Source organism: Bacillus sp. PS196 (genome assembly GCF_037963555.1).
In the GTDB taxonomy this organism is placed as follows: Bacteria; Bacillota; Bacilli; order Bacillales; family Bacillaceae; genus Bacillus; species Bacillus subtilis.
The window spans coordinates 1,862,501-1,888,010 of record NZ_CP150159.1 but is presented as its reverse complement, the minus strand read 5'-3'; the positions used below and the strand labels follow the sequence as shown (position 1 = coordinate 1,888,010).

At 39.0% G+C, this 25,510-nt stretch carries 35 protein-coding genes; 3 read left to right on the top strand and 32 right to left on the bottom strand.

What is annotated here, in order from left to right; translation table 11 throughout:
* Positions 1–13 precede the first annotated feature (13 nt).
* The 29 genes from NST79_RS09670 to NST79_RS09530 form a co-directional block, all read right to left on the bottom strand.
* Entirely contained in the window at positions 14–640 is a 627-nt protein-coding gene (locus NST79_RS09670; protein WP_041057326.1) for an HK97 family phage prohead protease, read from the bottom strand.
* A complete protein-coding gene (locus tag NST79_RS09665; RefSeq protein ID WP_212060543.1) occupies positions 603–1,883 on the bottom strand; it encodes a phage portal protein in 1,281 nt (426 codons plus the stop codon). The genes NST79_RS09670 and NST79_RS09665 overlap by 38 nt, the downstream gene beginning before the upstream one ends.
* Before the next feature lie 4 nt (positions 1,884–1,887).
* On the bottom strand, positions 1,888–2,058 hold the full coding sequence (locus tag NST79_RS09660; RefSeq protein WP_212060546.1) for a hypothetical protein: 171 nt from the start codon (positions 2,056–2,058) through the stop codon (positions 1,888–1,890).
* A 13-nt stretch (positions 2,059–2,071) separates the two neighbouring features.
* The gene (locus NST79_RS09655; RefSeq protein ID WP_212060548.1) at positions 2,072–3,781 is read right to left on the bottom strand and encodes a terminase TerL endonuclease subunit; all 1,710 of its coding nucleotides are present in this window, start codon (positions 3,779–3,781) and stop codon (positions 2,072–2,074) included.
* Entirely contained in the window at positions 3,778–4,293 is a 516-nt protein-coding gene (locus NST79_RS09650) for a phage terminase small subunit P27 family (protein ID WP_019846969.1), read from the bottom strand. The genes NST79_RS09655 and NST79_RS09650 overlap by 4 nt, the downstream gene beginning before the upstream one ends.
* Positions 4,294–4,520: 227 nt before the next feature.
* On the bottom strand, positions 4,521–4,886 hold the full coding sequence (locus tag NST79_RS09645) for an HNH endonuclease (protein WP_212060550.1): 366 nt from the start codon (positions 4,884–4,886) through the stop codon (positions 4,521–4,523).
* A gap of 60 nt (positions 4,887–4,946) precedes the next feature.
* Positions 4,947–5,207, bottom strand: a complete 261-nt coding sequence (locus NST79_RS09640; RefSeq protein WP_072693012.1) for a hypothetical protein — start codon at positions 5,205–5,207, stop codon at positions 4,947–4,949.
* A gap of 52 nt (positions 5,208–5,259) precedes the next feature.
* On the bottom strand, positions 5,260–5,574 hold the full coding sequence (locus tag NST79_RS09635; RefSeq protein WP_088325960.1) for a hypothetical protein: 315 nt from the start codon (positions 5,572–5,574) through the stop codon (positions 5,260–5,262).
* Between the two features lie 255 nt (positions 5,575–5,829).
* Positions 5,830–6,237 carry a hypothetical protein gene (locus tag NST79_RS09630; protein WP_043858639.1) on the bottom strand — a complete coding sequence of 136 codons (408 nt, stop codon included), beginning with the start codon at positions 6,235–6,237 and terminating at the stop codon, positions 5,830–5,832.
* 158 nt (positions 6,238–6,395) lie between these two features.
* A complete protein-coding gene (locus NST79_RS09625; RefSeq protein ID WP_041056299.1) occupies positions 6,396–6,716 on the bottom strand; it encodes a CotD family spore coat protein in 321 nt (106 codons plus the stop codon).
* A gap of 328 nt (positions 6,717–7,044) precedes the next feature.
* On the bottom strand, positions 7,045–7,329 hold the full coding sequence (locus NST79_RS09620) for a hypothetical protein (protein WP_339225828.1): 285 nt from the start codon (positions 7,327–7,329) through the stop codon (positions 7,045–7,047).
* 180 nt (positions 7,330–7,509) lie between these two features.
* Positions 7,510–8,007: a hypothetical protein gene (locus tag NST79_RS09615; protein WP_339225827.1), complete on the bottom strand. Its 498-nt coding sequence runs from the start codon at positions 8,005–8,007 to the stop codon at positions 7,510–7,512.
* Positions 8,008–8,683: 676 nt separating this feature from the next.
* Positions 8,684–9,310, bottom strand: coding sequence for a hypothetical protein (locus NST79_RS09610; RefSeq protein WP_212059542.1), 627 nt, complete (start codon positions 9,308–9,310; stop codon positions 8,684–8,686).
* A 145-nt stretch (positions 9,311–9,455) separates the two neighbouring features.
* Positions 9,456–9,869, bottom strand: a complete 414-nt coding sequence (locus tag NST79_RS09605) for an ArpU family phage packaging/lysis transcriptional regulator (protein ID WP_060399192.1) — start codon at positions 9,867–9,869, stop codon at positions 9,456–9,458.
* Positions 9,870–9,954: 85 nt separating this feature from the next.
* The gene (locus tag NST79_RS09600; protein WP_212059540.1) at positions 9,955–10,710 is read right to left on the bottom strand and encodes a DNA cytosine methyltransferase; all 756 of its coding nucleotides are present in this window, start codon (positions 10,708–10,710) and stop codon (positions 9,955–9,957) included.
* 171 nt (positions 10,711–10,881) lie between these two features.
* Positions 10,882–11,397 carry a putative metallopeptidase gene (locus tag NST79_RS09595; RefSeq protein ID WP_212059539.1) on the bottom strand — a complete coding sequence of 172 codons (516 nt, stop codon included), beginning with the start codon at positions 11,395–11,397 and terminating at the stop codon, positions 10,882–10,884.
* Positions 11,398–11,430: 33 nt separating this feature from the next.
* A complete protein-coding gene (locus NST79_RS09590; protein ID WP_212059538.1) occupies positions 11,431–11,970 on the bottom strand; it encodes an ERCC4 domain-containing protein in 540 nt (179 codons plus the stop codon).
* Positions 11,967–12,404, bottom strand: coding sequence for a hypothetical protein (locus tag NST79_RS09585; RefSeq protein WP_212059537.1), 438 nt, complete (start codon positions 12,402–12,404; stop codon positions 11,967–11,969). Before NST79_RS09585 ends, NST79_RS09590 begins: the two co-directional genes overlap by 4 nt.
* Positions 12,405–12,642: 238 nt before the next feature.
* The gene (locus NST79_RS09580; RefSeq protein ID WP_212059718.1) at positions 12,643–15,063 is read right to left on the bottom strand and encodes a phage/plasmid primase, P4 family; all 2,421 of its coding nucleotides are present in this window, start codon (positions 15,061–15,063) and stop codon (positions 12,643–12,645) included.
* Positions 15,064–15,123: 60 nt separating this feature from the next.
* Positions 15,124–15,564, bottom strand: a complete 441-nt coding sequence (locus NST79_RS09575) for a DUF669 domain-containing protein (protein WP_059335752.1) — start codon at positions 15,562–15,564, stop codon at positions 15,124–15,126.
* Between the two features lie 28 nt (positions 15,565–15,592).
* Positions 15,593–15,790 carry a hypothetical protein gene (locus NST79_RS09570; protein WP_212059722.1) on the bottom strand — a complete coding sequence of 66 codons (198 nt, stop codon included), beginning with the start codon at positions 15,788–15,790 and terminating at the stop codon, positions 15,593–15,595.
* Positions 15,780–16,718 carry an AAA family ATPase gene (locus NST79_RS09565; RefSeq protein WP_212059716.1) on the bottom strand — a complete coding sequence of 313 codons (939 nt, stop codon included), beginning with the start codon at positions 16,716–16,718 and terminating at the stop codon, positions 15,780–15,782. Before NST79_RS09565 ends, NST79_RS09570 begins: the two co-directional genes overlap by 11 nt.
* Before the next feature lie 3 nt (positions 16,719–16,721).
* Positions 16,722–17,276, bottom strand: coding sequence for a host-nuclease inhibitor Gam family protein (locus NST79_RS09560; protein WP_212059714.1), 555 nt, complete (start codon positions 17,274–17,276; stop codon positions 16,722–16,724).
* A gap of 98 nt (positions 17,277–17,374) precedes the next feature.
* Complete coding sequence (locus tag NST79_RS09555; protein ID WP_212059720.1) at positions 17,375–17,602, bottom strand: hypothetical protein; 228 nt, start codon at positions 17,600–17,602, stop codon at positions 17,375–17,377.
* Complete coding sequence (locus NST79_RS09550) at positions 17,592–17,867, bottom strand: YqaH family protein (protein ID WP_212059713.1); 276 nt, start codon at positions 17,865–17,867, stop codon at positions 17,592–17,594. The genes NST79_RS09555 and NST79_RS09550 overlap by 11 nt, the downstream gene beginning before the upstream one ends.
* On the bottom strand, positions 17,864–18,103 hold the full coding sequence (locus NST79_RS09545; RefSeq protein WP_033881116.1) for a hypothetical protein: 240 nt from the start codon (positions 18,101–18,103) through the stop codon (positions 17,864–17,866). The genes NST79_RS09550 and NST79_RS09545 overlap by 4 nt, the downstream gene beginning before the upstream one ends.
* A 12-nt stretch (positions 18,104–18,115) precedes the next feature.
* A complete protein-coding gene (locus NST79_RS09540) occupies positions 18,116–18,427 on the bottom strand; it encodes a helix-turn-helix domain-containing protein (protein WP_160216210.1) in 312 nt (103 codons plus the stop codon).
* A 14-nt stretch (positions 18,428–18,441) separates the two neighbouring features.
* Positions 18,442–19,203: a phage regulatory protein/antirepressor Ant gene (locus NST79_RS09535; RefSeq protein ID WP_212059712.1), complete on the bottom strand. Its 762-nt coding sequence runs from the start codon at positions 19,201–19,203 to the stop codon at positions 18,442–18,444.
* A gap of 106 nt (positions 19,204–19,309) precedes the next feature.
* Positions 19,310–19,546 (bottom strand): helix-turn-helix transcriptional regulator, encoded by a 237-nt coding sequence (locus NST79_RS09530; protein WP_059335915.1) that lies wholly within the window; start codon positions 19,544–19,546, stop codon positions 19,310–19,312.
* Between the two features lie 95 nt (positions 19,547–19,641).
* On the opposite strand from NST79_RS09530, the gene NST79_RS09525 reads away from it, so the two are divergent.
* From NST79_RS09525 to NST79_RS09515, 3 genes are read left to right on the top strand one after another with little or no spacing between them, the layout of a single operon-like run.
* Positions 19,642–19,983: a helix-turn-helix transcriptional regulator gene (locus NST79_RS09525; RefSeq protein WP_059335756.1), complete on the top strand. Its 342-nt coding sequence runs from the start codon at positions 19,642–19,644 to the stop codon at positions 19,981–19,983.
* Positions 19,980–21,038 (top strand): ImmA/IrrE family metallo-endopeptidase, encoded by a 1,059-nt coding sequence (locus NST79_RS09520; protein ID WP_339225826.1) that lies wholly within the window; start codon positions 19,980–19,982, stop codon positions 21,036–21,038. The genes NST79_RS09525 and NST79_RS09520 overlap by 4 nt, the downstream gene beginning before the upstream one ends.
* A 20-nt stretch (positions 21,039–21,058) precedes the next feature.
* Complete coding sequence (locus NST79_RS09515; RefSeq protein ID WP_212060446.1) at positions 21,059–22,213, top strand: site-specific integrase; 1,155 nt, start codon at positions 21,059–21,061, stop codon at positions 22,211–22,213.
* Positions 22,214–22,325: 112 nt separating this feature from the next.
* Here the strand turns inward: NST79_RS09515 and glnA are convergent, their stop codons facing one another.
* The 3 genes from glnA to NST79_RS09500 form a co-directional block, all read right to left on the bottom strand.
* Positions 22,326–23,660 (bottom strand): type I glutamate--ammonia ligase, encoded by a 1,335-nt coding sequence (gene glnA / locus NST79_RS09510; RefSeq protein ID WP_003231737.1) that lies wholly within the window; start codon positions 23,658–23,660, stop codon positions 22,326–22,328.
* A 58-nt stretch (positions 23,661–23,718) separates the two neighbouring features.
* Positions 23,719–24,126 carry a transcriptional repressor GlnR gene (glnR, locus tag NST79_RS09505; protein WP_003238341.1) on the bottom strand — a complete coding sequence of 136 codons (408 nt, stop codon included), beginning with the start codon at positions 24,124–24,126 and terminating at the stop codon, positions 23,719–23,721.
* Positions 24,127–24,235: 109 nt separating this feature from the next.
* Positions 24,236–25,501: an aminotransferase class I/II-fold pyridoxal phosphate-dependent enzyme gene (locus NST79_RS09500; RefSeq protein ID WP_029317829.1), complete on the bottom strand. Its 1,266-nt coding sequence runs from the start codon at positions 25,499–25,501 to the stop codon at positions 24,236–24,238.
* Between the last annotated feature and the right edge of the window lie 9 nt (positions 25,502–25,510).

The following is a 25,510-nucleotide window of genomic DNA, read 5'->3' as shown; positions in this document are numbered from 1 at the left end:
ATAAAAAATAGACCTAAATTGTCAGGTCTAAAAGTTCAAGCTCCATTTTTAATTTTTCCATTGGAGCAGCACGCATTTCTTTTAACTGCTCCACTTTAGCCAAGCTTCGTTCACTAACAACGGCCTCCGTATCGCTATATGCAGGTGTTGTGACCAGAGATATATCAAAGATTCTATCTATAGCATTGATTCGCCGTTCATAAACTCCTTCTTCATCATTATGCTGCCACTCATCCGGCTCTCCATTTCTGTAATCCAAAGAAAAAGCAAAAGAACACTGATTAACGACTCCGCTTCTAACATTCACCATTAAATCCTTCGCATACGACGTGTCTGTAGGGATAAAACGGAATTTGAGACCTATTGCATCTGTTTCTAGTTCAAGCCTCCCTACGTCCTCAGAAACGGTATTTCTCGCTAAGGGATAATCCTGACGATGATTAAAAAGCGCGACTACGTTAGAAAGGTCTGTAGAATCCAGGGCGTTCCGGCTGATGATTTCTTTAAACCATCCTCCCAACGGCTCGGACCATTTTTCGAATTTCAAAGCGTACCCCTCAATAAAATGCCTTTTCTCTTCGCCTTCACCGGCAGAGCGTAACTCAATTTTCGTTGTCAGATGACGTACTTCCTTGTTCACTTTTGTTTTCACCCCCTTTAACTGATTTTGCTTTACTCATTTGATATTGCTCAAGCGTATCTAAGAACGTGTAATTTAGAGAAACAAGATGACGGTCTCCATTTTCTATGGCATTTCTCTCTTCTAATGCTCGGATTTCATTAATATTCAAGCCGCTGATGCGTTCCATAATTTCGTAATACTCAGCCCTTGATTTTGCATCACCGCGTAATTCGCTATTAACATTAAATTTGGTATAGTACCCCTTTTTAATATCGTCATCGGTAAACAGCTTAGTAATGAACTCTTGTTCAAACGATACTAACCACGGCTGAAGTGTATTTTTTACATATTCAATAGATTGGTGTTCGATATTGCTAAACGTCGCCCGATCGAGCTCATTGATCTTATGCAAAGGAACTTTAAAAATAGAGGCAATTTGAGCCTTATTAAATTTCATTGATTCTACAAACTGTGCCTCTTGCAAAGGCATTGAAATTGATTGATAATCAAGCCCGGCATCAATAATGGCAATATTTCTCCCTGCATTTACCCTGTCCCATTCTCTCCTTGCTCGGTCCTTTGCGCCTTCCTCTAACAAGGTAGGCACTTTCAGAATGCCCCTGGGAGTAGCATCATTCTTATACAACTTCGCGTTAAATTTTGTAGCAGCTGATTGAGCTCCGACTTGCTCTCTTATAACGCCTATTGGACTTTTACCGTTAATCCCGTCCTCAGTCATACCTTTGAAATGCAAAACCTCGTCAGCATACAATTCCACTCTTTTTGAATTAATGATGGTTTCATACCACAAAATTCCTGTATTCGGGTCCACATAGGGATGAGTATTGGCCGGATTTAATGGTAGCAAATCAGTAATAAAACCATTTTTATCAGGCTTTAAATACGAATATCCATTGCCCCAGGTACATACATGGGTCATCATGAGTTTCTTCCAAGTGAAAGCCGTCATGTATTGATTCGGTTTTAGATAAAGTAATGAAGCAATTGGATGATGCATCCCACTTTTGATATTTCCATTAACCTTTTGGAATGTATGAATTGAAAGTTTTGCAATATCATCGGATAAGACATTCACACAGGAAAACACATCAGGATGAACCAGTGCAGTTGCTTCGCTTACACGCTCGCCGCTTGCCGTTTTGGAGCCGCCAAACATATCAACTATCCACTCTGGTGGATCAGCAAGGTTCCAGGGGTCAGATGCATTTGATCTTTTTGAAAACAATCCTTCTAAAAACAATTAATCACCCCCTTTTCCTGCTTAAAAGCGCTGCATAAAACATAAAAAAGACACCCGTCAGAATAAGACCGATGTTTGCGTTTAAACGATATGCGGCAGTCAGAACAAAAGCAGCTCCAATGATAAATAGAAAATCATTCAAAAAGAGTAGAAAGCCCTTCAATATTTTCTTCACTCTTACACCACCTTTAGAAAGAGAAAGAAGCTGACTGAATATAAGCATTTAAATCAACTTCATTATTAATCTGAGAAGCGCGCACATACGCATTAATTAAAGCTGCTGCCGGATCAATACGCTGAGTTGATTTGGATTTATCAAGCATGATATTCTCCTGGGCGTCTACTTTTGTTACTGCATTACCCATCGCCCATGTTAACAGATCATTTATAGGATGAATGATTTTTTTCGCTTTGACTTTTGCTCTAAAATCTTTTGTTGGTTCAGACAACGTGGCTACGCCCTGCCGTATTTCAACCATTGTGTATCCATCCGCTTCCATTTGCTGAGCAAACTGTGTGGCGTTATATGGATCATAGCCTATTTCCTTGATACGCCAGCCGTTTTCTTTCTCCATTTTCTTAATGTATGCCCTGATATAGTCATAATCAACAACGGCACCATCTGTTGTCGTTAACCATCCCTTTTTCTTCCACAAGTCATATGGGACGTTATCTGTCTTCATTCTTTCATGGAATGTATCCTCCGGCATAAATCCGTGACTTTCTATAGCAAAACTGCCGTCATCTAATGGAAAGATAAAAGATGCTGCCGTTAAATCAATTGTTTTTGATAAGTCAATGCCGACATAGCACTCTCGGTTTTTCAAATCCGGAATTTTATCAGAACCGCAATCTGTCCAGGCTTGCATATCCATATAGCCGTTCTCCCGCATGTTAACCCAGATATTCATGTTCTTTGTCATGAAATTCCGCATTTTCTCCGGGACGGCAAGCGCGACCTCCAACTCTCCGCGCAAATAATTCAATCCATGCTCATTGGCAGCGACAATCGGGTTAGCTTTAATCCAGTTCTTTTCGTCTTTGACGTCATCACCTTTATCAAGCTCATTGATCATCACAAAATACTGTTCATTTTGTTCCACCTTATTCGGGTCCAATATGCGAGACACGTAATCATATTCAACACGATAAGCAGGATTATTCAATTCAAATCCGGCTGTAGTAATAATCAGCATTAACGGCTGAGCACGGGCAGCCATACCGGAAGCCAGGACATCATAAATCTCTGAGGTTTTATGAGCGTGGTATTCGTCGATAATGCCACATTGCGGGTTAAACCCATCGCCAGTTTTTCCGGCATCTTTAGAAAGCGCCTCAATTTTAGACTGTGTTTTAGGGTGTTCAATTTTTCCATATGCAATCCGATATTTTTTCTCCGGCTTGTTCAAAAGGTCAGCTTGCATAATCTGTGCCTTAATTTCGTTCCAACATATTTTTGCTTGTTCTGTTTTTGTGGCGCCAATGTACACCTCGGACATATATTCATCGTTAGCCATTGCCTCATAGGAACCGACACAAGCCAGGCTCTGCGTTTTGGTGTTTTTACGGCCGACCTGCCAATAGACTTTTTTAAATCGGCGATAGCCGGTATCCTTATGCACCCATCCGTACACATTGCCAAAGATGAATATTTGAATAGGCTCAGGCACAATGTTTTCACCCTGCAAAGGGCCTTTCGTATGTTTAAATTGGGTCATCCAGTATAGGAACCGGCGGGCTTTTTCATCATCAAACACATAAGGAAACTCCCTTGTGCCTTCCCGACTCACATCATTTAAAAAACGCTCACAGGCCCAAATGTGTTTTTCACACGCCACAATCTCACCCGATATCACTTCGCGCGAGTAATCAATGAGAAATTGTTTGATTGTCTTCATACGTTTTTAAACTCCTTCTCCGCAGCCGTCTTTTCCCGCTCTTCCTGGGTACGGGTGATAGCAAGTTTTGCCCGAGCAGACGGTGTAAGGCCAAAGTCATTCGCTGCTGATTTCATTTGATCAAAATAATTCTTTTGCCGCTTTAACAAAGGATGCTCTTCACCAACAAGCTTTATTGGGTTGCCGTCTTTGTCTTTTCCTTCTGTATGGACCATGATCCCGTCTTCTTCAATGATTTTAGAAATTGATACATACTGCGAATATGCATTACAATAGGCAGCCAACATGCTGATGTCCGCTTCCGTGATGATTTCAACTTCTGTTAATAGAGCAGCAACCCGTTTGAATTCTTTTTTCCCGACCTTATCCAACCACGTTGGCGGTTTTATATTATCGGATCGCATTTTCATTTTCTTCTCGTGCTCAGCCCGGGCGGCCAGCTCTTCCGTATTCTTTTTATTTGGGTTGCCCTGTATCAATTGAAGCGTCGCGGATTTTGCAGGTCTCGGCATGTTCTCACCTCATTTCACATCAAAAAAGTTGCATTTTTTGCTTGTTTTTTTCACCAATCGTGATACGATGGAATTAACAACAAAACCAGTCGTACCAAGCCCTCTCGGCAATTTCGCCGGGAGGGTATTTTGTTTTTCCGGAACTTTGAAAAGCGGTGTTTGTTTGCAGAAGAGGGGGCGCCGTTCTCCAAACGCTTCCTTTCCAGAGATTTGGATAGGGGGGAGGGTCACTTGCCCTTACTCCCGTGAACCTTGTTGTGACAGGCGTTACACAGGCTTACAAGGTTGTCCAATTCTAATCTTTTCGCCCAATCTTCCTTTACTTCCACAATATGATGCACCATGTCAGCCGGAGTGAAGCAATGGTCTTTCAAACAATGCTGACAAAGATAATTGTCTCTTATCAAAGCAAGTTGTCTTGTTCGTTTCCAATCTGTTGATTTATAAAAACTTGTTATTGTTTTGTTTCTTGAATGTTTGTTGTAATGTTTTGTTTCTTCTTGTTGCTGTGTCTTGTGTGCATCACAGTACCGACCACGCGTGAGGCTGGGGCACCCAGGGGCGGCGCATATTCTTAGGGGCTTAAGGGGCATTAAACCTTATCCTCTATTTCTTCTTTTGTTGAATTGATGTAAGTTTGTCCAATAACATCATCAATGATTGTCGTAATCTTTTCCCCAATCTTTCTCATCAATATCTCCATTAAAATCAGATGCCTCCATTCTTCTTCCATCTATCCAAAGAGTTTCTTCCCCTCGTGTTATCTCTGATACATCCACATCAGCAACTGACACATCTATGTCGTCCCCATATACATAGAAGCCTTGGCTAATCGCCTGGCGTATATCATTCTCTATGGATCTCTTAACCTCTTTGTCCACATGTCCTTTTGCCCTTATTAACAGCAATTTCATGCCAGTTCCTCCTTAAAAATAAAAAGCCTTCCATACCAGAGACAGAAAGGCGTTAATGATTTATTCTAGTATTCTCTTGATCAATCAGCGGTTGCATTAGTATTTTGATTTGAGCATTCACCTTTTCATATTCAGCAAGCAGGCGCTCTGCTTTTTTTAGTCTTTTGGCTTTTCCATATTGGTTTCTTATTGTTCTTATCCTCTTTTGAAGCGATCTAATATGAGGCGTAGTCACAGAGCAAACTGTTTTATGAAGGCATGATGGGCATTGAATGAACCCAATTACTACACTATTTTCTTTTTTGTGCTCGAGTAAAACGATATGATGTTTTTCGCCACATTGTTCGCATTTGCTAAAAGGTTTCATAGTGCTCCTCCTTCCAAGTCTGAACCATATTCTTTCTAAACTGCCACCGCACTCAAGCCGTTAACCGCCAATAGTCTATCCTGAGATTTACCGGAAGCAGTTTACAGAGAATATAAAATCAAGGGGGATTAAGACTGTTTAAAGGTTTCCCTTCCCCCTGAAACGTTCCTTTCCTCCAATGCTCATGTGCACCTGAACACCTTTAGCGGTATGCAACTACCCAAGTAAAAAAGCATCCCCAAAGGATGCTTTACATTAAAATTGATATTTGTGAAAAATAATTGTATAAGTTTCATCATCTCTTTTTACAACTTGATGAAGCAGCAAGGCCTCATTTTGCTTACAATACTTCGCTTCCAATACATTCGAGACTTTTAATAAGTTATCGCTTAGAGAATCTCCCTTGTCAATCTTCAAATCTGAAGCATACCATCCAGAACGGTTACTAATATCTTTTGTCTTATCAATGCTTTTATTAACACGTACGGGATTTAACATGCTTGATTTAGGAAAAGTAGTTCTATACTTTTGATTTATTGCATTAATTATAAGTCTCGTAGATTCGTCGATAGTCATAGCATCTTCAGAAATATCTTCTACTTCAAGATATACTTCAAAGTCCATGCTATCATTTGAATTTTTAATTGTTCCAGAAACTATCATAATACTCACCTCCCACCTTATTATCGGTGAAAGCAGTAATTATGGGAACAATTTGCAGAATTTGTCGAAAAAAAGTTTAAAGATGAGGCAATTAAGTTTGTAAAAGATAATTAATGAAAGAAGCACCGATCAGGTGCTTCTCCCAATAGAATTACAAATCATCTTCTGAATTTTTTAATAAGTTTACAACGTGGTTTTTTTAAATCACAACCACAGTCATATTCTTCTACGAAATTTTCATTTTGTTCAGAATGAGTTACCGGATAAAAATTTTCAATTCTAGTAATATTTTTATTTACATTGGTTATATGAGTTGGATGAACACGTCTAATAGTTCGTACATTTGTAGTGGTATTCACAAGATTTTTAGTAGGTGAAACTTTTGTTTCTGCATGGTTGTTTTCATTGCAGCTATTATGGTTACGACGAGAGCCAAGAATAAAGTCATCTGCATTTCGGTTCCACTCTCTGTTGCTCATGTAATCACTCCTTTCTTTTTCTAATAGAACCTTACGCTGTAGTATATGATTTTTATTTTAGGTTGTCCTAGACTGTTCAACTACGATAGAGAAATCAACATAAGTCATCATGGTCTAATAAGGGGTTAAAATGATAATTTTATTCGAGTTAGAAAGATTACAAATGAAATACAATATAAAAGTTTGAGCCTCCCTTATACTACCTGAATATATTCTTTCTAAACTGCCACCGTACTCAAGCCGTTAACCGCCAATAGTCTATCCTGAGATTTACCGGAAGCAGTTTACAGAGAATATAAAAAAGCACCCCGAAGGATGCTAACATTAATTATCTCAAACGATTATTTAGTCTTTCTAGCAAGTCAATAATTAACACATTTTTTTTATTCAATTCACTTTTTAAAGAATCTACTTCTCTTTTCAAGAGATTAAATTGATTCTCGAAATAATTGTGATTCCTATACATATTCGAATTCCACTTTTGAATATCTATATCTTCTAAAGCAGAAATCGTTTTTTCACACGACTTGCATTTTAAAATAACCATCTTATACGGAGAGTCCGTTTTAACACTTTTTAGTTCATCATGTTTACATTCATTTAAATCAGCCACTTTCTCACCTCCCACCTTATTATCGGTTAAGGATCGTGACAAAGGAACTATTTGCAGAATTTGTCGAACGAAAAACTACTTAAATACATATCCTAAGAAAATTCAATATAAGATCGTGAAACCTTTTGCAATCATCTATTAAAAGATATACTCTATTTTGCTTTTTATTAATATTAAGGTTCAAAAAACAATTGAATCTTTATCTTCTTTATTTCTAATAACCCGATTATTGTGAACAATAATATTTCTAATTCTATTCCAGTGCTTTATTTTATTCCATTCAGGTGTATTTTTTAGGTCTCTAACTTGAACAACCTTAGTTAGATACAAAACAGCTCTTTCAATACCATTTCCTGATATATCTTTTAGATCGATCTTATAACCATGTTTTGTTTTATAAGCATTGCAAATTAAATTAAGAAAGTATTCAAAATCACCATATATTCCAGTAAATAACGCACTGGAAACAGAAGGAATTATAATCGGTTCTATTAATAAATGTTCACCGTTTGAATTGTTTCTAGCATCAACATCTTCTTTTGTTTTTTCATAAAAATACTTAAAGGTTGTTTCGTAATTCTGAAATGTCGACGCAATATCCATATAAACAGCAAACAAGTCACTAGATAAATCATTCCCTTTACTTACAGCATCTTGTACAAATGAAAACTGATCCAAGTTAATCCCCTCCTACCTTATTATTGATGAAAGGAAAGGGCAATGGAATAGTTTGCAGAATTTGTCGAAAAAAATCTAGATCAGTTTAATCTTTTCCCCCTTATGCTAATCGCTAATTAAATATTGATCTCACACATACTCCGAGAGGAAGCCAAGTATAGCAAGATCACACAATGAAATACGACATTGCTATTCTCCCGATACGGACGCCTCAGACTAGCTGCTATCCAGGCTCAGAATGTTCCTCTCGTTTTGGCTTCATTCCTCAACACCTTTGTTCCGTATCCGAATTCGTCTTGATAAGGGAAAGACGCTTCTCCCGTATATTTCGATAAGTTTTATTTATCGTATTTCGTTGATAGGTTAAGTTTATCGGGATTTCAAACATAAATAGTCCCCCTTTTTGTCCCCTAAAATGTCCCCTGTTTTGTCGGGAATTTGTCGGCGATTAATGATTCAAAACAAAAAAAGAACAGGTTTTATCCTGTCCTTTTTGATTCATTTCTTATTATTATCATCTAATCTTAGAACAACAATGCTCAATAAGATCAAACCAATAAACGTACCGTACTTCCCTGTGTCTAAATTTGTGAGTGGAGCTATAAAATATTCAATTATGAATATGATTATAGCAATTGAAACTAATATACGATTCATTTATTATTTAACACCTCGTTTATGCATTTCTCCATGGAACAATAACTGTTGTGCCAATTAACCAATGATAAGATATCCCATACTTACCATTATCAGAAACCTTCTTTATCGCCCATTTACTTGCCCACAATGCTCCAGCAAGAGCACCTGCGTACACAGAGATTCCTGGTAACGTTCTGAGCAATGCTGCGATACCAGCAATGGCTCCGGCTGCTCCATCTGCATCTTCAATGATATTTAAAAAGCTTTTGATTTTACATGAATTCATATTAACCTGTACAATTGGAACCTTAACTCTCACACTCTGCTTTCCTCTGCAAGCCATAGCTGAAGCATCACTGGTTACCTCAGAGACTCTAACCGTAGCCGTATCAACTAACTTTTTTGAGCCCTCTGTTAGTAAATATTGATCAACCTTGATAGCTTCATTTGACGTGCCTTTATCAAGTGTCTTTTGATCAATAAGATATTGTTTGCCATCAAGTTCCATTGTGTAAGTTGAGGCATCCTCAGACTGGTTAATAATCTTCATTCCATTAATAGGTGGTACATTTTCGTTATTCGTAGAGGTTTTCGCAAAAGAAGGTAATGCAAATCCACAGACTAAACTCAATACAAGAATCATGCTTACAATTTTCCTTTTCACTTTTCAATCCCTCCCAAGGCTCAAGGCTATCACAATCAAAATTAAATAAACACCATTTTCCATAAAATAGGTTATTTACTCCTAGAATTTAATGATCAAGCACATCTCAACTAAACTTTATACCCAATTTAATTAAAAAGAGCACTCAGATAATTCCGAGTGCTGTGGCAATACGTAAAATGGCACGCTGTTTTATTTCATAATAGGTGTCCTTCTTCATGCCGAGTTCCATATAGATATGAATGTCTTTTGTTTGGCTGGCTGTTAAGTATTTTTTCTCAATGATCATCCGTTCTTCATCGTCCAGGCTGTTTTCTAACGCCCTTTCCATCTGTTTGACCTTCAGTTCATTTAATATGAAAGAATCTCTGATAGAAGGAAACGGGCTGATGCCAGCGTCAACAGATTCCTTTTTATTCTCAAGCTGTACTTTCAAAGCTCGATAATCTTTGAGTTCTTTGATCACGATTTTACGGACTGCCTTCAAATCCACAGGATGAAGGAATGAAAGTTGTTCTGTCACACCCGTCCTCCTTTCCTCTATTTTTCGCGTTCCCATTTTTGTATTCGGCTCTCCGTGAAACAAATCCACAGAAGGAGAGCAATTGCATTAAACATGAAAAGAGCAGTTATAATAGAGATAATCACTCTGTCGCCTCCTGATCCATAATAGCTTTGAATATCGGGTAAATCTGCTGAGGGACAACTGCGTTTCCTAAAGCTATACTTCTGTCCACCCGATTGGGAAACCCATCATCCACTCCAACAGCTGGGGATTGATGTATTTGCCAGTAAGATGGGGAAACTGATGGCCCAATCCCCCCGGCAAGATTACCCCGTGTGTTCCGTCTGCTTCCGAAGGAGCTAAAGGTCTGATGGGCTTGTAATTCTGACTTGCGGCGGGAGTGGGCAACAACAAATGTCCTGTATCTTTGATGCGGCGCGCCGACACTGACAGCCGGAAATACGAATGTCCTTGCTTGGTAGTCTTCTCTTTCCAAGTCAGAGAGAACTGTGTCCAAGCCCATTGTGATGTGTCCAGCAACGTTTTCTCCAACAACCCAATCGGGTCGTAATTCTTTTGTGAGCCGGTACATTTCAGGCCAAAGCCATCTATCGTCCTTCTCTCCTTTTCTCTGTCCGATAACACTTTCACCTTGGCAGGGGTATCCTCCGGAAAGAATGTTAATTGTTCCACCTGGTTCGATCACTCCTTTTTCCTCTAATAGTTGTCGGTTCATAATGCAAACATCATTGAATACAGGAACACCCGGGAAATTTTTCTTTAAAACCTTCTGGCAGAAGGCATTTTGCTCACAAAAAGCGACTGTTTCAATTCCAGCCCATTCAGCAGCAAGCGAAATACCCCCGATACCAGCAAATAACTCGATGCTTTTCATATCTGATCACCTGTTATTACTTTTGAGCCCACATTCCAACGCATATAACATGGCTTTAAACTTGGTAATCTCATAAGGACCGTATATTTTATTTTTCATAATCAATACAAACTCACGTTCGGTTTCAATGCATGCAAAATCCCCTTGTATAAAGTTTCTAACTACCCCCATTTATTTCACCCTCGATAAACGCTGTACGTCTGAAATAGTCATTTGGTGATCAGCTTCACGTACTGCCTCGGCAAATGTTTCAATACCGGTATCCCATAAACCATGGCGTTCGATAATTTCAGAGAATTCCTCAACATCATGCTCGCGAATTCCCCAGTTGTCTGGATCAGTAGCAGCGCCATACACAGTCACCCATTTACTTTGATCTTTCGGGTCAGGTTCTTCCCATTCTTCTCGAGTAAAATGGCAAAGCTCATGATCTACTAGGGCAGCGCGCTGTTCCTCCGGCATCGTCTTCCATGCAGCTTTATTGATAAATACGAAAAGCATATAATCCGTCATATGACGTTCAAACGCTGTGCATTTCTTTGCCTTTCCTGCCCATTTACTGTTACCGTCACGGAGATAAAAACCTATTTGCTGTTTAGCGTCTTTTAAATGCGGGTGATGCTCGTCAATTATGCTTTCAGCCAGCTGCCGTACTTCCTTCGATTCTTCAAAACCTACAAATGCCATGTTACTTCCTCCCTTTGATTGTTTTATTCAGATTTACACAAGTCCGCCTTTCAGCAATTCCCGGGCCATATAATGAAAGTGATGGTAAATGTAATTTCCGGTAGCGTTAGGGCTAAGAAAAACAGTTGAAAATCCGTAACGAACCTCAAATGTTTTCAAGCTGCCCAGCAGCGCTTTCGGTTCATACTTTGAACGATATTTTCCGTTGAGTATCTTTTGGTACCCTTCCAGGTCTTCCACAAGAAGAGTGAACGGATGCCTAGACGCCCGAATTAATTCATTTTCAAAACGAGAACGGTCTTTAATCGACTGCACCAACTCGTCCACTCCATTTTTCCGTTCAATGGTTGCATTCAAATACATATCACGGCTGATTCCAAATTCATCATTCTTGGGAATCATGGCCGAGTAATCGCCGGTTTTCATTCCTTTGAATTTGATTGCCACTTTCTTTTTACGGAGATAATCAAGAACATGCTGATTCTTTTGCTCTCTCGTATCCACAATAATGATCATGCTGTCCAGAATTTCTTTTAACTCCGTTTCCGAATAGTTATAGTGAATAATTGTCATGCTTTCTTCCCCTTAAAATACGACATGGCCCGATCATAAATTTCTATGGAAAGCCGATCCGTTTCCTCACTTTCAAAGTTAGAAACGGATTCTTTCAGCTCCCTCCAGCCGTTCTCCCAAAAGAGAACAAGCAATTTCATCACCTTCATAACTGATTCATAATCATGATTGAACCAGTCATCTATTTTCCTATTAATTTCTTGATCAATGCCCATGAAATAATTAATGATTTTATCTATTGTCTGTTTCACATTATGTTCATGATCCGAGTATTCGCCTTTCAAATACCGGATAATTCGATTTTTATAAGATTGGACAAACGCCTCAAGCTCCGGATAGACTTTTTCAGGATTCTCAATATAAAGATCTTTTCCATCAAGTATTAAAGGTGATCCCAAAAACGCCATATCAGAGCATATTTTTTTTGGATGCAAATTGCTCACACCTTATTTGATACTTTTTGTTACTTTTTAAGTAACACAGCTCATCCTTACTCTCCCAAGGGATCAAGCCCATCTTGTTACTTTTGTTACTCATCTTTATATTTAAGGCTATATAGTATATATATTATTTTTTATTAATTAATTTTCATGTGAGAGGAACAGGGTTTTTAAGTAACAAAAGTAACACCATATATTAACAAAACACTCAGAACCCTTGTCATACCAATGTTTATAGCTTTTTCCTTTGAATACTTGTGACGTTATTTTTGTTACTTTTTAAATCTGATTTATTCTGATCGTGTTTGAATAGATTTAATTGTTTGTATAAATCTCGGTTTTCTTTTATTAAGCCAATTCCATCAAAATAATTTTTGTTATAGTTACCGCGGTACTTTTTAAATCCTCGGATTTCAAGTTGCCGATAAAACGCACGATTCTTCAGTTCAATCTCATCATTCTCAAAACACCAGTCTTTATAGTCTTTATAAAGCTCCTTAGCCTCTACTTTTGTAGTCGGATGCAGGATGCATCTTTCCTCCATGTATGGTCCGAGAATATCCATATCCTCGCGGTAACCTTCCGTTGCTTTTCTGATCACTTCTGGTTCCTTAAGCCCTTCCTTCTGCCACTTCAAGCAGCCTTCTACTGCCCATCGGAGAATGCCAGGCATTTCTACAGCAAGTTTCTGCGGAAGCTTTTTGTCCACTTTCTCTTTCGGAATGGTGACAGTGAACGGGACAAGTCGGATACGGCGCCAAATACCCTCATCGCTGCCCTTTACAATTGGTTTATGGTTTGTCGTAAAGAACACTTTAAATTCTGGGATAAACTCAAAATACTCCTGGCGCAAGAAACGTGCGGACATCTTTTCGCCCCCGGTGATCTGCTTCACCAACGACTCAGACAGTTGCTGTCCTTCTTCACTCTCAACGGCCGACACAAAGCGCGCACCGTCGAGTCGGGCTATATCATTGTTGATGCTGCTATCATTTTTCTTTTTTATGAATGTGTCGCTGTTTGTTTGCCGGCCATAGTCGCCCAGCAGTTGCTGAACTGTATTGATAAACGTTGATTTACCGTTACGGCCATTACCAAACAGAAAGAACATGACTTGTTCCGTAGTATCCCCGGTCAATGAATAGCCAATAGCTTTTTGCATGAAATCAATAATTTCATAGTTTGGCTGACCTTGTTCATCTATAAAAATGCTTTCTAAGAAAGCCTTCCAGTTTGGGCAATCGGCATCCTTTTGATAAGCCACTGAGGAAATTTTAGTGAATAGAAAATCACGATCATGCGGCAGTAGTTCCCCAGTCTTTAAGTCGATCACACCATTCTCACAATTAAACAGATACTTATGAGAGTCGAGCTCTTGTTTTCTTACAGCAACCATCGGCCGGGTATCTAGGATGGTGTTCATTCGAATATTACGACGCTCGCATTTTTTAGCCCAATCGTTAAGCAGCTTTTTTCTATAGCCGTCTTCCGTGGCTTTCGCTTCTCCGTAAATGGCACGGAGGGTTTGGGCAGTTAATGCCTCGATCTGCCTTTTGCTATCTTCCTCCCACATCTTGCCGTTCCAGATTAACCAATCAAGCTCGTTACAATATCTGATATTCTTGCCATGGTAATATACAAGCCTTTCGGCGTTCCCTAACTCGGTCAGGTGAAAGACCGGCGCCGTGTCTATGATTTCCTCTGTGTCCGCAACATGTGAGGCCTGCGGCTGCGAGAAATACACTTCATACGGCTGTTCTTGCTGTTCCATCAAGTCAGATATTGTGGGACCTGTCGAGTAGATAGCTGCAGCAATAGTCATTTCTCCATATGTAGCCCCGTCTGCTGAATGCTGCCGATCCCACTTTTCGCGAAACAAATTTGATTCACGAAACATGGAATCCATTTTTGATGCGTCCTTATCGGTCCAGAATGCCAAGTGATTACATAAAGCCATATCTGTGGAAGAATGATCTCCATTAATCAGCTGGCCGTTAAACAGGTCCTGAATGCTTTTTCCATTTTTACTGTTGAACATTCTTTCCCAAATTTCTTTATTTGAAAGATTACTCATATCACTTACGGATTGTGTTCGGGTACTGACCGGTTTTGCTTCTTCCTTCTCTGTCAGGTACTTATCAAAGATAGTTTTAATTTCTTCTGATCGTTCCTGAACAGGTCCCACATCAAGACTGTTTCCAGTGAATGTGAAATACCGGCCATGCCTGTATACTTCCAGGCCTTTATCTATATTTTTTCTCCCTGTGCCCGGTCCGCGTAATGGGAGCTTACCCTTCGTGATAATATGAACACCCTCACCACTCGGAGAGTATTCAGTATAGCTGTTGATCGTCTGGATGATTTCCTGAGCGAAAGGAGACAGAACACCATCATTTACACAGTGATCTATATCTATTCCGATGAATGGATCATCTTTAGAAAACATGAAGCCGATGCCGTCAAACTCCTGTTCATTGAAAAACTTCATGATAGTGGCAAAGGTGGACCATGTTCGCTTATTGCTTGATTGAGCCATGCTGCCGTCAATCTGATATGGCACTTTCGTTTTTTTGCCGTTACGCTCTTCCGAACGCCATAGAATCCACTGAGGGGCGTTTTTTAGCTCTTGCGGTATATTTTTAAAGTCGTACATGTATTAACTCCCCTTTAAAAACGAGGGAGCTATACACTCCCTCAAATGTATTTCTTGTGATCAAAATGGTACATCGTCATCGCTCACTGTAATTGAGCCGGTATCCGGCGCCGGCGCTTCTGACGGCTTAAACGCTTTAACTTCTGGATATTTTTTGCCGTTGTGCTCTCTTTCCCCGACAACTAGGCGGATCGGTTTATTGAGGAAAGCATTTGCCCATTCAATATGATCCTTAAATTTCATTCCGTTCGGGAAGCCCGCGGCCTTTGATGCTTGATGAAATCTCCACATTGCATTATCTGTAACAGTGAAATTGTCGTATAGGATTTTCTGGCCCTGGCATGCCTGTTCAACGTCAGAACGGATTTCATAATCTACGACAAGTCGCTTATTTCCGGATGAAGCTGCTGTTTTCTCCTCAAAATTAATAACCGTTGCCTCATATTCTCCTGGTTTAATTGGTTCAAATGCTTCGCCTTTGCTGTGGTCTACTGTAAACATATTTAATTCCTCCAATTTTTCGTTAATTTTATTTGCCGTTTAGTACAGTTACAAGATTTTGAGTAATTGAATCCACTACATGCGGATCGGTGATGTCTTCATTCCGCAAATCATAAATTACACTGTCTATGCCACTATTCAATCTATCAATCTCTGAAATTAACCAGGGCACATCAGATATGGTCGCATGCCCCCGAATCGCTTCGAGCTTTGAATCATTTTTCACCTGGCTCACCTCCAAGTACACTGTTTATTCTTTCAATAGCAGCCCTTGCAAGTTTGATATTCCATTGATCAAGCTTCTGGTTGGCTTTGATTTGGAACTCCTCAATCATTTGCGCAGCCTTTTCATTTTCAGTGATCATCGTTTTGATCTGAGAAATTAAGCCGACGCGCTCTGTTTCTTCCTCCGCCTTTACGTCAATGCCAAGCTCAAGCCACTGATAAAGCTTGCGGCCGACTTCTGGGCTTAGCTTGATTGAAGAGCCTTCAAACATTCGCGTATTGTCTTTTGACGTCTCAGCCATATGATCAATATCAATATTGAAGTTGAGCATAAACTCGTATTCCATTTCATCTTTCTGTACAGGTTTTGTCCCAACCTTACGAGGAGCCATTTTGCCGTTATTATCAGGCTCCACTACATACTCCGTTTTTGTTCTCAATGTCGCTAAGATGTGAACGTCATTTTGTGTTAACGTCTTAATGAGCTTGGTTGTTTCCGGTGCAAGCTTGCCCCAGTTTTGAAACGAGTTGCCGGACATGCTGCCATGTGTTTCAACTATTCCGCCTTCACCCTGCCAGTTGTGTGAGAGTGAATCAATTACGACAACTTCGGCACCGGCGTTCTTAATTGCTTCGACTGCCATTTGGTATCGTTCTGTCGTATACGGCGGTGTAAAATCAATATGCTTAAAGCTACCGATGCGAATATCATCAAACTGTAAATTAGCGTACAGTTTTGCGCGTCGGTGCTCAGTATCGACAACGCCGATCTTTGACCAGATTTCCTCGTCGTTTGCTTCTGGATATGCCTCACGCATCATTCCGTAAGCTACCAGAAGGGCGCCGGCCGTCTTACCGGAACCACTCGGACCGATAAAACCCACAATTGCTTTTTCCTTTTGACGCTGCGCGTCAGTTACTTGAAACATCCCTTACACCTCCACTTTGAAGCTGACTGTTTCCGGCTGCACTTCTACGCCTGGAACAGCTTGTCCATTTGAATCTATTACTATTGGTTTACCTTCAAGCTTGGTGACAGTGAGTGTCTTTTTAAGACCACCCCATGCCACAGATTCTTTTATAAACTCTTCCATACCGGCTTCCTTCACATGCTGCAGAAGTTTTTCCTTGTCCACTTCTTTAGGCGCTGCTTTTGTTGTCCGGCTTTTAGATTTCCCATAAGGTGTGGAAAGTGTTTTTGCTCTCGGGTCTTCCTGCAACTGCTTTGTATGATAGACACTAACCAGGTTTTCAAAGAATGATAGACTTTCAGCTAAAGGCTTAAGCTCCTGCCTTTCCCATTCATCAATACGTTGCTTTTCTGTGGCTGCCAGCGCTTTGATTTCCTTTTCCTGCGACTTAAGTGCAGCTATTTTCCGGAAAGCCCAGTTCAGGCTGTTCATATCAGTAATTTCAAATTGTGGACGGTCCCCCGGCAGTTCGCCGTTATTAATTTCATTTAATTCGAAGTCCTGTAATGGATTCATACGAGCACCTTCCTTTATTTGATTTTGTGAAGAGTTCCATTTAAAATGGAATTGTTTTTGTTTTTTATAAGTCCACATTGCCGTGTGGGCTTTTTTGCTTATATATAAATTCTATTGCGTAAACCACCCGTAAAAATATCCCCTAACGTATGTTGTTTCGCGGTAAAAAAGAGTTCTTTACACGATGGATTCCCCGTACAGAAGGTGTTTTTTACGGAATTATCCACATCCTCATCATTCTGGTCTTCATTATCTTCATACTTCAAATATTCCAAAGGATAACCGTAACGGTTAATTTCGGTTATGATTGGATGCTCAAGATTCATACGCTGACCTCCTGACGATTGAGACATCAAAACCTTTACTTAGCAATTGATTTGCAATTTCATGTAGCTGAACGACTTGTTCAGGATGATGCATCCGTTTGATGTCTTTGAACATTTCAGCAGCCGATAAACAAAGATCAATACATTCATCAAAATTGTTGTTCTCTATTTCATCTGGAAGCAGTTCGTTCAATAGGAACTGTGCGGATGCCAATTTACGTTTAGCTTTGTCCTTATCTGATGCAAGAAATTGATTTAGTTTCATTCTTCAAATCCTTTCAGTTCTAAGTAGACATGACATTGTCTCACCATTTGTCTATTAGAGAAATTAGCAACCTTTAATCGGTTCTTTTTAATCATTTTTTGCTCAAATTCTGCAAAGAAAGCAGCAAGCTTAAGAGCATTTTTCATCTTAGCCTCCTTTTTAAGAATCCGTGGTACAGAGTACTTCATGAAAAATTCGTAAAGTCTTTCTTCAACATGTGCGGGTAGTTCTTTCATTTTGGTCCTCCTTTAATCTCTCGTCTTTATAGACTCAACAACTTCCATATTTTTTCGAATCCATTCTAAAACCATGTCTCGAGGAAATAATATTCTTTCCCCTACTTTAAATTTAGGAAAGTCCTCCCTGTAAATGACATGTGCGTCAAGCGTTTGTGAACTGACGTTAAAAATGTATTTAGCTAGTTGAGCTTTACTGATCATATAAGGAAGTTCATGCTCTTTTCGATTGTCCTCGATTATTGAAGCAGCAACTTCTTGAAGCAAATCATATAAATTGTTTCTAAATGATTCAGAATCAGCTTTCATCGTTAATTCAATCATTCTTATTCACCTCCTTACGATGCACGTTCTTCTCGTTCAATTATCGGAAGTATGCCTTTTTTATTTTTTAGGGTTTCATAGATAAACAACCGGCCTTTCTGAGTCCAATAAGTGTGAAGCTTGCTTTTATCAGAGTCGATTTCGTGAGTCTTACTTTGTGTATAACCTTTATCAGCGTATTTCTGATATAGCAACCAACAGTCGCCCTGCTTAAATTGAATTCCTAACTCATGGAGAAGTTTGTTCATCTTAGTTCCACTCATTCCATAGTCTTTAGCTATCTTGCTGATTGAAAGTAAGGATTTATTCTGTAAAACCAAATCATAGTAAGATGCTTTAGGTTGTAGCTCATTTATCATTTGATTTTTCTGAGCATTTTCCAAAAGAAGATATTCATTCTTTTCTGCTAGGTCAGCTGCAAGCCGTAAAGCTTCTGGTAATGACTGAGGAATGTTGGGCTTAAGTTTGTTTTCCATTTCTTCAAATTTTGTTACATAAGCAGCTGTGAACAAAACACCTTTTTCACCAGTCATTTTGTTTGCAACCATGTCACAGCCTTTACGAGTCAAAAGATAACATAATCGTGTTTCTCCTTTATTGTCTTCATAAGTTGAAGGAACGAAGAATTCTAACGGACGCAATTTTGCGTCGGTTAAAATATCTAAATAACTTTTGATAGCCCTAATTAAGTCTGTATGTCGTTTCCCTGTCAATTTGGCTACCTGTCGACTCTCTACCATCAAATCTCCATTGTTATTAATTATTTTTAAATGCAATTCATTTCCCCTCCATAATGGATAATTTAATTATCCGAAGTAGTAAAAAAAATAGAAAACCGTTGACTAGTGCGATTAAATTATCTATAATCCAAATATGGATAATTTAATTATCGCTTTTGGCATACTTAAGAGACGTATTACAAAAGTAATCCGGAAATAATTTATCTGCCGGTTGATCAAAATAATAACATAATCGAAACATTAGATCTCTGCCAGGAGTAAATGTTCCATTTTCAATCATACGCAGATAGACAGTTGAAATACCGTTTTCTTTTGCCACATACTCTTGTGTGCCTTTGGCTTTGCGACACTTAGAAAAGTATTGGCGTTTTTTGGTCACTTTATCCATCACCTTCCTTTCGGTAGTTCTGATTATAATGGATAATTTAATTATCCGTCAACCCCGAATGGAAAATTTTTTTCTGGAGGACAATTATGAGTTTAGGTAAAAATCTAAAAAAACTTAGATCACAAAGAGGGTTGAGTCAGTACCAAGTGGCAGATAAGTTGGAAATTCAACGTGGAAGATATAATTCATGGGAAAATGATATAGCAAAACCTAGCGTCGAAATGTTAAAGAAGATAGCTGATTTTTATAACGTGGGTGTTGATTTTCTTCTTGGAAGAGATAATAACGAATCTACTTTAAATGAATTTGATGAAGAAGTAAGAACAATTGCAAGAGATATAAACAATTTGAATACTGGACAAAAGGATGCTTTAAAAGCATTAATAAAAACAATGCAAAAACGAGGAAAAGAAGCGATGGATGAATGAAATTTCCTAAAAAAGCTCGGTACACTAAAGTGATGCAGAAAGTCAGTTATTTTTTTGCTAACGAAAATATTTCTGACTTTCCAATAGACCCATTCAAAATAATCAAAAGAAATAAATGGGGATTAATTTCGTATTCTGAATTAGCAGAAATACACGAAATGAGCATCCCTGAAATAATAGAGGCTTTTCAAAGTAAAGATGGTTACACCATTTATGATGGGATAAACCACACAATTGCTTATAACGATACAATTATGATACCAGAAAGAATCCGTTTTACTTTAATGCATGAAATAGGCCATATATATATGAACCATCTTGTTGAACTCGAGGAAACTATACTAAGAAGAAGTAAGATGACTGAATCAAAGTATAGAGTATTAGAAAACGAGGTGAACTCATTTGCTAGAAATGTACTCGCTCCTGCTGTATTAGTTAAACATTTAGACATAAAAACGGAAGCTGAATTAATTAACTATTTCAAAATATCTAAGCGAGCTGCAAAGGTAAGATTAAAATCATTAAGTTTTGATTTATACAATACGTTTATGCCAATGATTAACCTTCAATTAAAATGTTTTAAACAATTTATTTCAACTATAAAAAATTCAATATTTTGCCGTAATTGTGCTCATTCTTTTGTTAATAAATCAGCAAAATATTGTCCTATTTGTGGAAATAACAAACTAATAAATAAAAAGGAGAAAACAGAGTTGATATATAGTGGTTACCAATTAGACAAAAATGGAAGAGCACTTATTTGTCCTAAATGCCAAAACGAACAAGTGAATCACGAAGGTGATATATGTAAAATTTGCAGTGCATATTTAATTAATAAATGCGCCGACACATATCAAACAGATGACACAGGATGGAACTTTGTTCAACAAAGTTGTGAATCAATACTAGACGGTAATGCTCGTTATTGTTCAAAGTGTGGTAATGAATCTACGTTCTATCGTCAAGGACTGTTGCAAGACTGGATTGAAGAAAAACAAAATTACGAAAATAATTCAAACCCATTTCCTTTTACAGTTAATTATAATAATTCTTAAAACTCTCTCAGGAGGTAAATATGGCTACATTCAGAAAAAGAGGAGACAAGTGGGAATATCGTGTCTCCTTTAAAGACCCTTTTACTCTCAAATACAAAATAAAATCAAAGAGTGGTTTTAAAACAAAGAAAGAAGCTCAAAAAGCTGCTGCAGAACAAGAAAAGCAAATAGCTGCAGGATTTGAATTTGATACAGAAACCATGTCGCTTGAGCAATTTTTATTTAGTTGGCTACATGAATACAAAAAAGACACCGTTAGAAAGAATACATATGAACTCCACGAACGAAACATCAAGAATCATATTCTTCCTTACTTCAAAAACATCAAGATTACAGATATTAAACCTATTATGTATCAAAAATTCCTTAACTTTTTAACTGATCAGGGGTACAGCAAACGCACTGTGGAAATTATACACGGTACAATGTTTAATGCTTTTAGTAAAGCTGTCATCATAGGAAAATTAGCAAAAAACCCTTGTTACGGGGCCACAATATCAAATAAGAATGAAAAGAAAAAAGGTACACTCGAATACATGCTTTCTGAGGATATTCCGAAATTTCTTCAGGAAGCATATAAGTATAACTATATTTATTACATCTTTTTTAGAACGCTCATAGAGACCGGTATGCGTAAAGGTGAAGCTGCTGCTCTTCAATGGACAAATATCAATTTGAAAGAGAATTACATAGACATTAAAAACACCCTAGATTTCTCTGCAAAAACAGCTGATGAACTCTTCGGCGAAACTAAAACTTATGAATCCAAAAGAAGAATATCAATAGGCGCTTCCCTTTCCGTTGCTTTACAAAAACATAAGAAGTGGCAATTTGAGAATAAACAAATGTTACAGGATGATTATAAGCATGATCTCAATTTAGTTTTTTGCAGAGTTGACGGAAATTTTTTACCTAAGTCCACCCTTTTTAATGCGTTTAATCGTATTTTAAAGCGAGCTGACATAAATAAAATGCCTATCCACGCATTACGCCATACACATGCTGTCTTACTTTTAGAGTCAGGCGCTGATATGAAATACATTCAAGAACGTTTAGGTCATAAAAGCATGATGGTAACTGCCGATGTTTATTCACATATTAGTAAGAAGCTTGACCAAAACCGAATAAAGGATTATGAGAAATACGTGTCCTCAATTGTGGAGTTAGATTCATAACTTCAAATTTTTTTGGTCATATTTTGGTCAAGGACCAAAAATATCAATCTATTAATCTTATGACCAAAATTTAAAAATCCCCTGACACCAATAGTGCCAAGGGATTGAAAGATTAATACTGAGACATATACTGTTCGCGTTCCCAAGGATGTACTTGCGTGCGGAACATATCCCATTCGATTTCTTTTGCTTCGATGAAGTGTTCGAATAGGTGCTCGCCCAGCGCTTTGACCATGACTTCGTTTGATTTGAATTCTTCTAGTGCTTCCGCAAGTGTTGCTGGAAGGTCAACGATTCCGTTTTCCATGCGCTCTTCTTTGCTCATCACATAGATGTTGCGGTCGATTGGAGCCGGCGCTTCCAGTTTGTTTTTGATTCCGTCTAATCCTGCAGCAAGCAATACGCTAAGTGCAAGGTACGGGTTAGCAGCTGGGTCTACGCTGCGTACTTCAACACGTGTGCTGATACCGCGGGAAGCCGGGATACGGATAAGCGGGCTTCTGTTTTGCGCGCTCCATGCTACATAACAAGGTGCTTCATAGCCAGGAACAAGACGTTTGTAAGAGTTTACTGTCGGGTTTGTTACTGCTGTAAAGCTTGTTGCGTGCTTCACGATACCTGCAATGAAGTGTTTCGCTGTTTCACTTAACTGAAGATCTGCGTTTTCGTCAAAGAATGCGTTAACACCATTTTTGAAGAGTGATAGATTACAGTGCATACCTGAACCGTTCACACCGAACAATGGTTTTGGCATAAATGTCGCATGCAGGCCGTGTTTGCGGGCAATTGTTTTAACAACTAGTTTAAATGTTTGGATGTCATCACAAGAGCGGACTGCTCCAGCATATTTAAAGTCGATTTCGTGCTGACCAGGTGCTACTTCGTGGTGAGACGCTTCGATTTCAAAGCCCATCTCTTCAAGCTCAAGTACGATATCGCGGCGGCAGTTTTCTCCTAAATCAGTTGGAGCTAAGTCGAAATATCCGCCTTTGTCGTTTAGTTCAAGCGTTGGCTCGCCTTTTTCGTCCAATTTGAATAAGAAGAATTCAGGCTCAGGTCCAAGGTTAAAATCACTGAAGCCGAGGTCTTCCATTTCTTTCAGAATCCGTTTTAAGTTGTTTCGCGGGTCACCTTCAAAAGGTGTGCCATCCGGATTGTAAATATCACAGATGAAACGTGCTACTTTACCTTTTTCAGCTGTCCATGGGAAGATAACAAATGTATTTAGATCTGGATACAGGTACATGTCTGACTCTTCGATACGAACGAATCCCTCAATAGAAGAACCGTCAAACATGACTTTATTATCAAGCGCTTTTCCAAGCTGGCTTACAGGAATCTCAACATTCTTGATTGTTCCAAGAATGTCAGTAAATTGAAGACGGATATACTTCACGTTTTCTTCTTTTACTAATTTTTCGATATCTTCTCTAGTGTACTTTGCCATTTGGTAAAATTCCTCCTCTTAAAAGGTAAATGTATATAGCAAAACAGTTGCTAACGGATTAATGAAAGAAGCGGGACATGTCGCCTTGACGGAATGTATTCCCTCTTTGAAAACGGCCGGCTTGCATGAGCTCGTTTTTCAGGAGCTGTCTCAGTTCGTCATCGGACAGATCATGTTTCATTGGTTTTTTCGTCTTCTCGTTTTGTTTTTGTTCTGGCTCGGCTTCGGCTTTCGCCAGAATCTGTTTAATTCCTGCCATGTTTACACCTTGTTCTATCAGGTGCTTGATTTCTAACAGTTTATCTACATCATGAAATGAAAATAATCGTCTATTTCCTTCACTTCTGGCTGGAAATATCAGTCCATTTTCCTCATAATATCGAATTTGTCTTGCTGATAACTCAGTTAACTGCATGACAATTCCTATTGGAAATAAAGGCATTGAGCGGCGAATATTATCACTCATCTCAATTTCCTCCTTTTCTTAACTTAGTTTCATTATAGGTGATGTTATATTATGTGTCAATACGATGTAAGGATTCTTAACATCAAATCCAGAGAAATTTTTAAAAAATTTAAATTAATTGCTTTTCCATCAATGAATCCACTGCACTGCATATGGCATTCTTCACATGCGAATAGGTTAATCCTCCCTGAACATACGCTACATACGGCGGGCGGATAGGGCCATCAGCTGATAATTCGATGCTTGCTCCTTGAATAAACGTGCCTGCTGCCATAATGACATCATCCTCGTATCCAGGCATGTAGGCTGGATACGGCGTCACATGAGCATTGATTGGCGATGCAAATTGAATAGCCTGGCAAAAAGCAATCATCTTTTCTCTGTCAGAAAACTCAACGGATTGTATTAAATCCGTTCTTTTCGCATCCCATTTCGGGTTTGAAGTGAAGCCGAGTTTTTCAAGGAATCTCGCTGTAAACACCGCTCCCTTTAGACTTTGAGACACAACGTGAGGCGCCAAAAAGAAGCCTTGGTACATTTCTTGGAGCGAGTAAAGAGATGCCCCCGCTTCTCTGCCGATGCCGGGTGACGTCATACGGTATGAGCAAGCTTCAATCCATTTCGCTTTTCCGACGAGGTAGCCGCCTGTTTTCGCAAGGCCGCCGCCGGGATTTTTAATGAGAGATCCCGCCATCAGATCGGCTCCGACATGGCAAGGCTCAAGCTCTTCCACAAATTCTCCGTAACAGTTGTCCACAAAGACGATCAGGTTTTCATTGATTTCTTTTACAAAACGGATCATTTCTTTTATTTCACTAATTAAGAAAGAAGGGCGATTCGCATATCCTTTTGAGCGCTGAATGCCGATTACTTTTGTCTTCGGATTGATCGCAGCGGCGACTGCATCATAGTCTATCTTTCCGTCTTTCGTCAGATCAACCGCATTATAGCCGATTTGAAAATCCTTTAACGAACCAGCGTTTTCTCCACCCCTGACGCCCACAATTTCCTCGAGTGTATCATACGGCTTGCCCGTGATATAAAGGAGCTCGTCCCCCGGTCTGAGGACACCAAACAAAGCAATCGAGATGGCATGTGTGCCTGAAATGATTTGCGGTCTTACAAGCCCCGCTTCTCCGCCAAACACATCCGCATATATGCTTTCAAGCGTGTCTCTTCCGATATCATCATAGCCGTATCCAGTAGACGGCGTGAAATGAGTGTCGCTTACTTTGTGTTTTCTATAGCTTTGAAGCACTCTCCACTCATTTCGCTCGCTGATTTCTTCTATTTGTTTATGAATGCCGGCAATGTCCGCTTCCACTTCCATTGCCGTTTTCTTCAATAATTCTCCGTGTGTTAATGTGTCAAACATGTCTTTATA

Coding starts and splice junctions, on each gene's coding strand:
- NST79_RS09600 (WP_212059540.1), bottom strand. CDS start 10,710: ATGAAAAGCATCGAGTTATTTGCTGGTATCGGGGGTATTTCGCTTGCT.
- NST79_RS09575 (WP_059335752.1), bottom strand. CDS start 15,564: ATGTTTACAGTAGACCACAGCAAAGGCGAAGCATTTGAACCAATTAAA.
- NST79_RS09525 (WP_059335756.1), top strand. CDS start 19,642: ATGAGTTTAGGTAAAAATCTAAAAAAACTTAGATCACAAAGAGGGTTG.
- NST79_RS09655 (WP_212060548.1), bottom strand. CDS start 3,781: ATGAAGACAATCAAACAATTTCTCATTGATTACTCGCGCGAAGTGATA.
- NST79_RS09580 (WP_212059718.1), bottom strand. CDS start 15,063: ATGTACGACTTTAAAAATATACCGCAAGAGCTAAAAAACGCCCCTCAG.
- NST79_RS09540 (WP_160216210.1), bottom strand. CDS start 18,427: ATGATTGAATTAACGATGAAAGCTGATTCTGAATCATTTAGAAACAAT.
- NST79_RS09645 (WP_212060550.1), bottom strand. CDS start 4,886: ATGCCCCTTAAGCCCCTAAGAATATGCGCCGCCCCTGGGTGCCCCAGC.
- NST79_RS09565 (WP_212059716.1), bottom strand. CDS start 16,718: ATGTTTCAAGTAACTGACGCGCAGCGTCAAAAGGAAAAAGCAATTGTG.
- NST79_RS09545 (WP_033881116.1), bottom strand. CDS start 18,103: ATGAAAGAACTACCCGCACATGTTGAAGAAAGACTTTACGAATTTTTC.
- NST79_RS09640 (WP_072693012.1), bottom strand. CDS start 5,207: ATGAAATTGCTGTTAATAAGGGCAAAAGGACATGTGGACAAAGAGGTT.
- glnA (WP_003231737.1), bottom strand. CDS start 23,660: ATGGCAAAGTACACTAGAGAAGATATCGAAAAATTAGTAAAAGAAGAA.
- NST79_RS09560 (WP_212059714.1), bottom strand. CDS start 17,276: ATGAATCCATTACAGGACTTCGAATTAAATGAAATTAATAACGGCGAA.
- NST79_RS09590 (WP_212059538.1), bottom strand. CDS start 11,970: ATGACAATTATTCACTATAACTATTCGGAAACGGAGTTAAAAGAAATT.
- NST79_RS09520 (WP_339225826.1), top strand. CDS start 19,980: ATGAAATTTCCTAAAAAAGCTCGGTACACTAAAGTGATGCAGAAAGTC.
- NST79_RS09550 (WP_212059713.1), bottom strand. CDS start 17,867: ATGAAACTAAATCAATTTCTTGCATCAGATAAGGACAAAGCTAAACGT.
- NST79_RS09605 (WP_060399192.1), bottom strand. CDS start 9,869: ATGGGAACGCGAAAAATAGAGGAAAGGAGGACGGGTGTGACAGAACAA.
- NST79_RS09515 (WP_212060446.1), top strand. CDS start 21,059: ATGGCTACATTCAGAAAAAGAGGAGACAAGTGGGAATATCGTGTCTCC.
- NST79_RS09635 (WP_088325960.1), bottom strand. CDS start 5,574: ATGAAACCTTTTAGCAAATGCGAACAATGTGGCGAAAAACATCATATC.
- NST79_RS09500 (WP_029317829.1), bottom strand. CDS start 25,501: ATGTTTGACACATTAACACACGGAGAATTATTGAAGAAAACGGCAATG.
- glnR (WP_003238341.1), bottom strand. CDS start 24,126: ATGAGTGATAATATTCGCCGCTCAATGCCTTTATTTCCAATAGGAATT.
- NST79_RS09595 (WP_212059539.1), bottom strand. CDS start 11,397: ATGGCATTTGTAGGTTTTGAAGAATCGAAGGAAGTACGGCAGCTGGCT.
- NST79_RS09630 (WP_043858639.1), bottom strand. CDS start 6,237: ATGATAGTTTCTGGAACAATTAAAAATTCAAATGATAGCATGGACTTT.
- NST79_RS09650 (WP_019846969.1), bottom strand. CDS start 4,293: ATGCCGAGACCTGCAAAATCCGCGACGCTTCAATTGATACAGGGCAAC.
- NST79_RS09555 (WP_212059720.1), bottom strand. CDS start 17,602: ATGAATCTTGAGCATCCAATCATAACCGAAATTAACCGTTACGGTTAT.
- NST79_RS09625 (WP_041056299.1), bottom strand. CDS start 6,716: ATGAGCAACAGAGAGTGGAACCGAAATGCAGATGACTTTATTCTTGGC.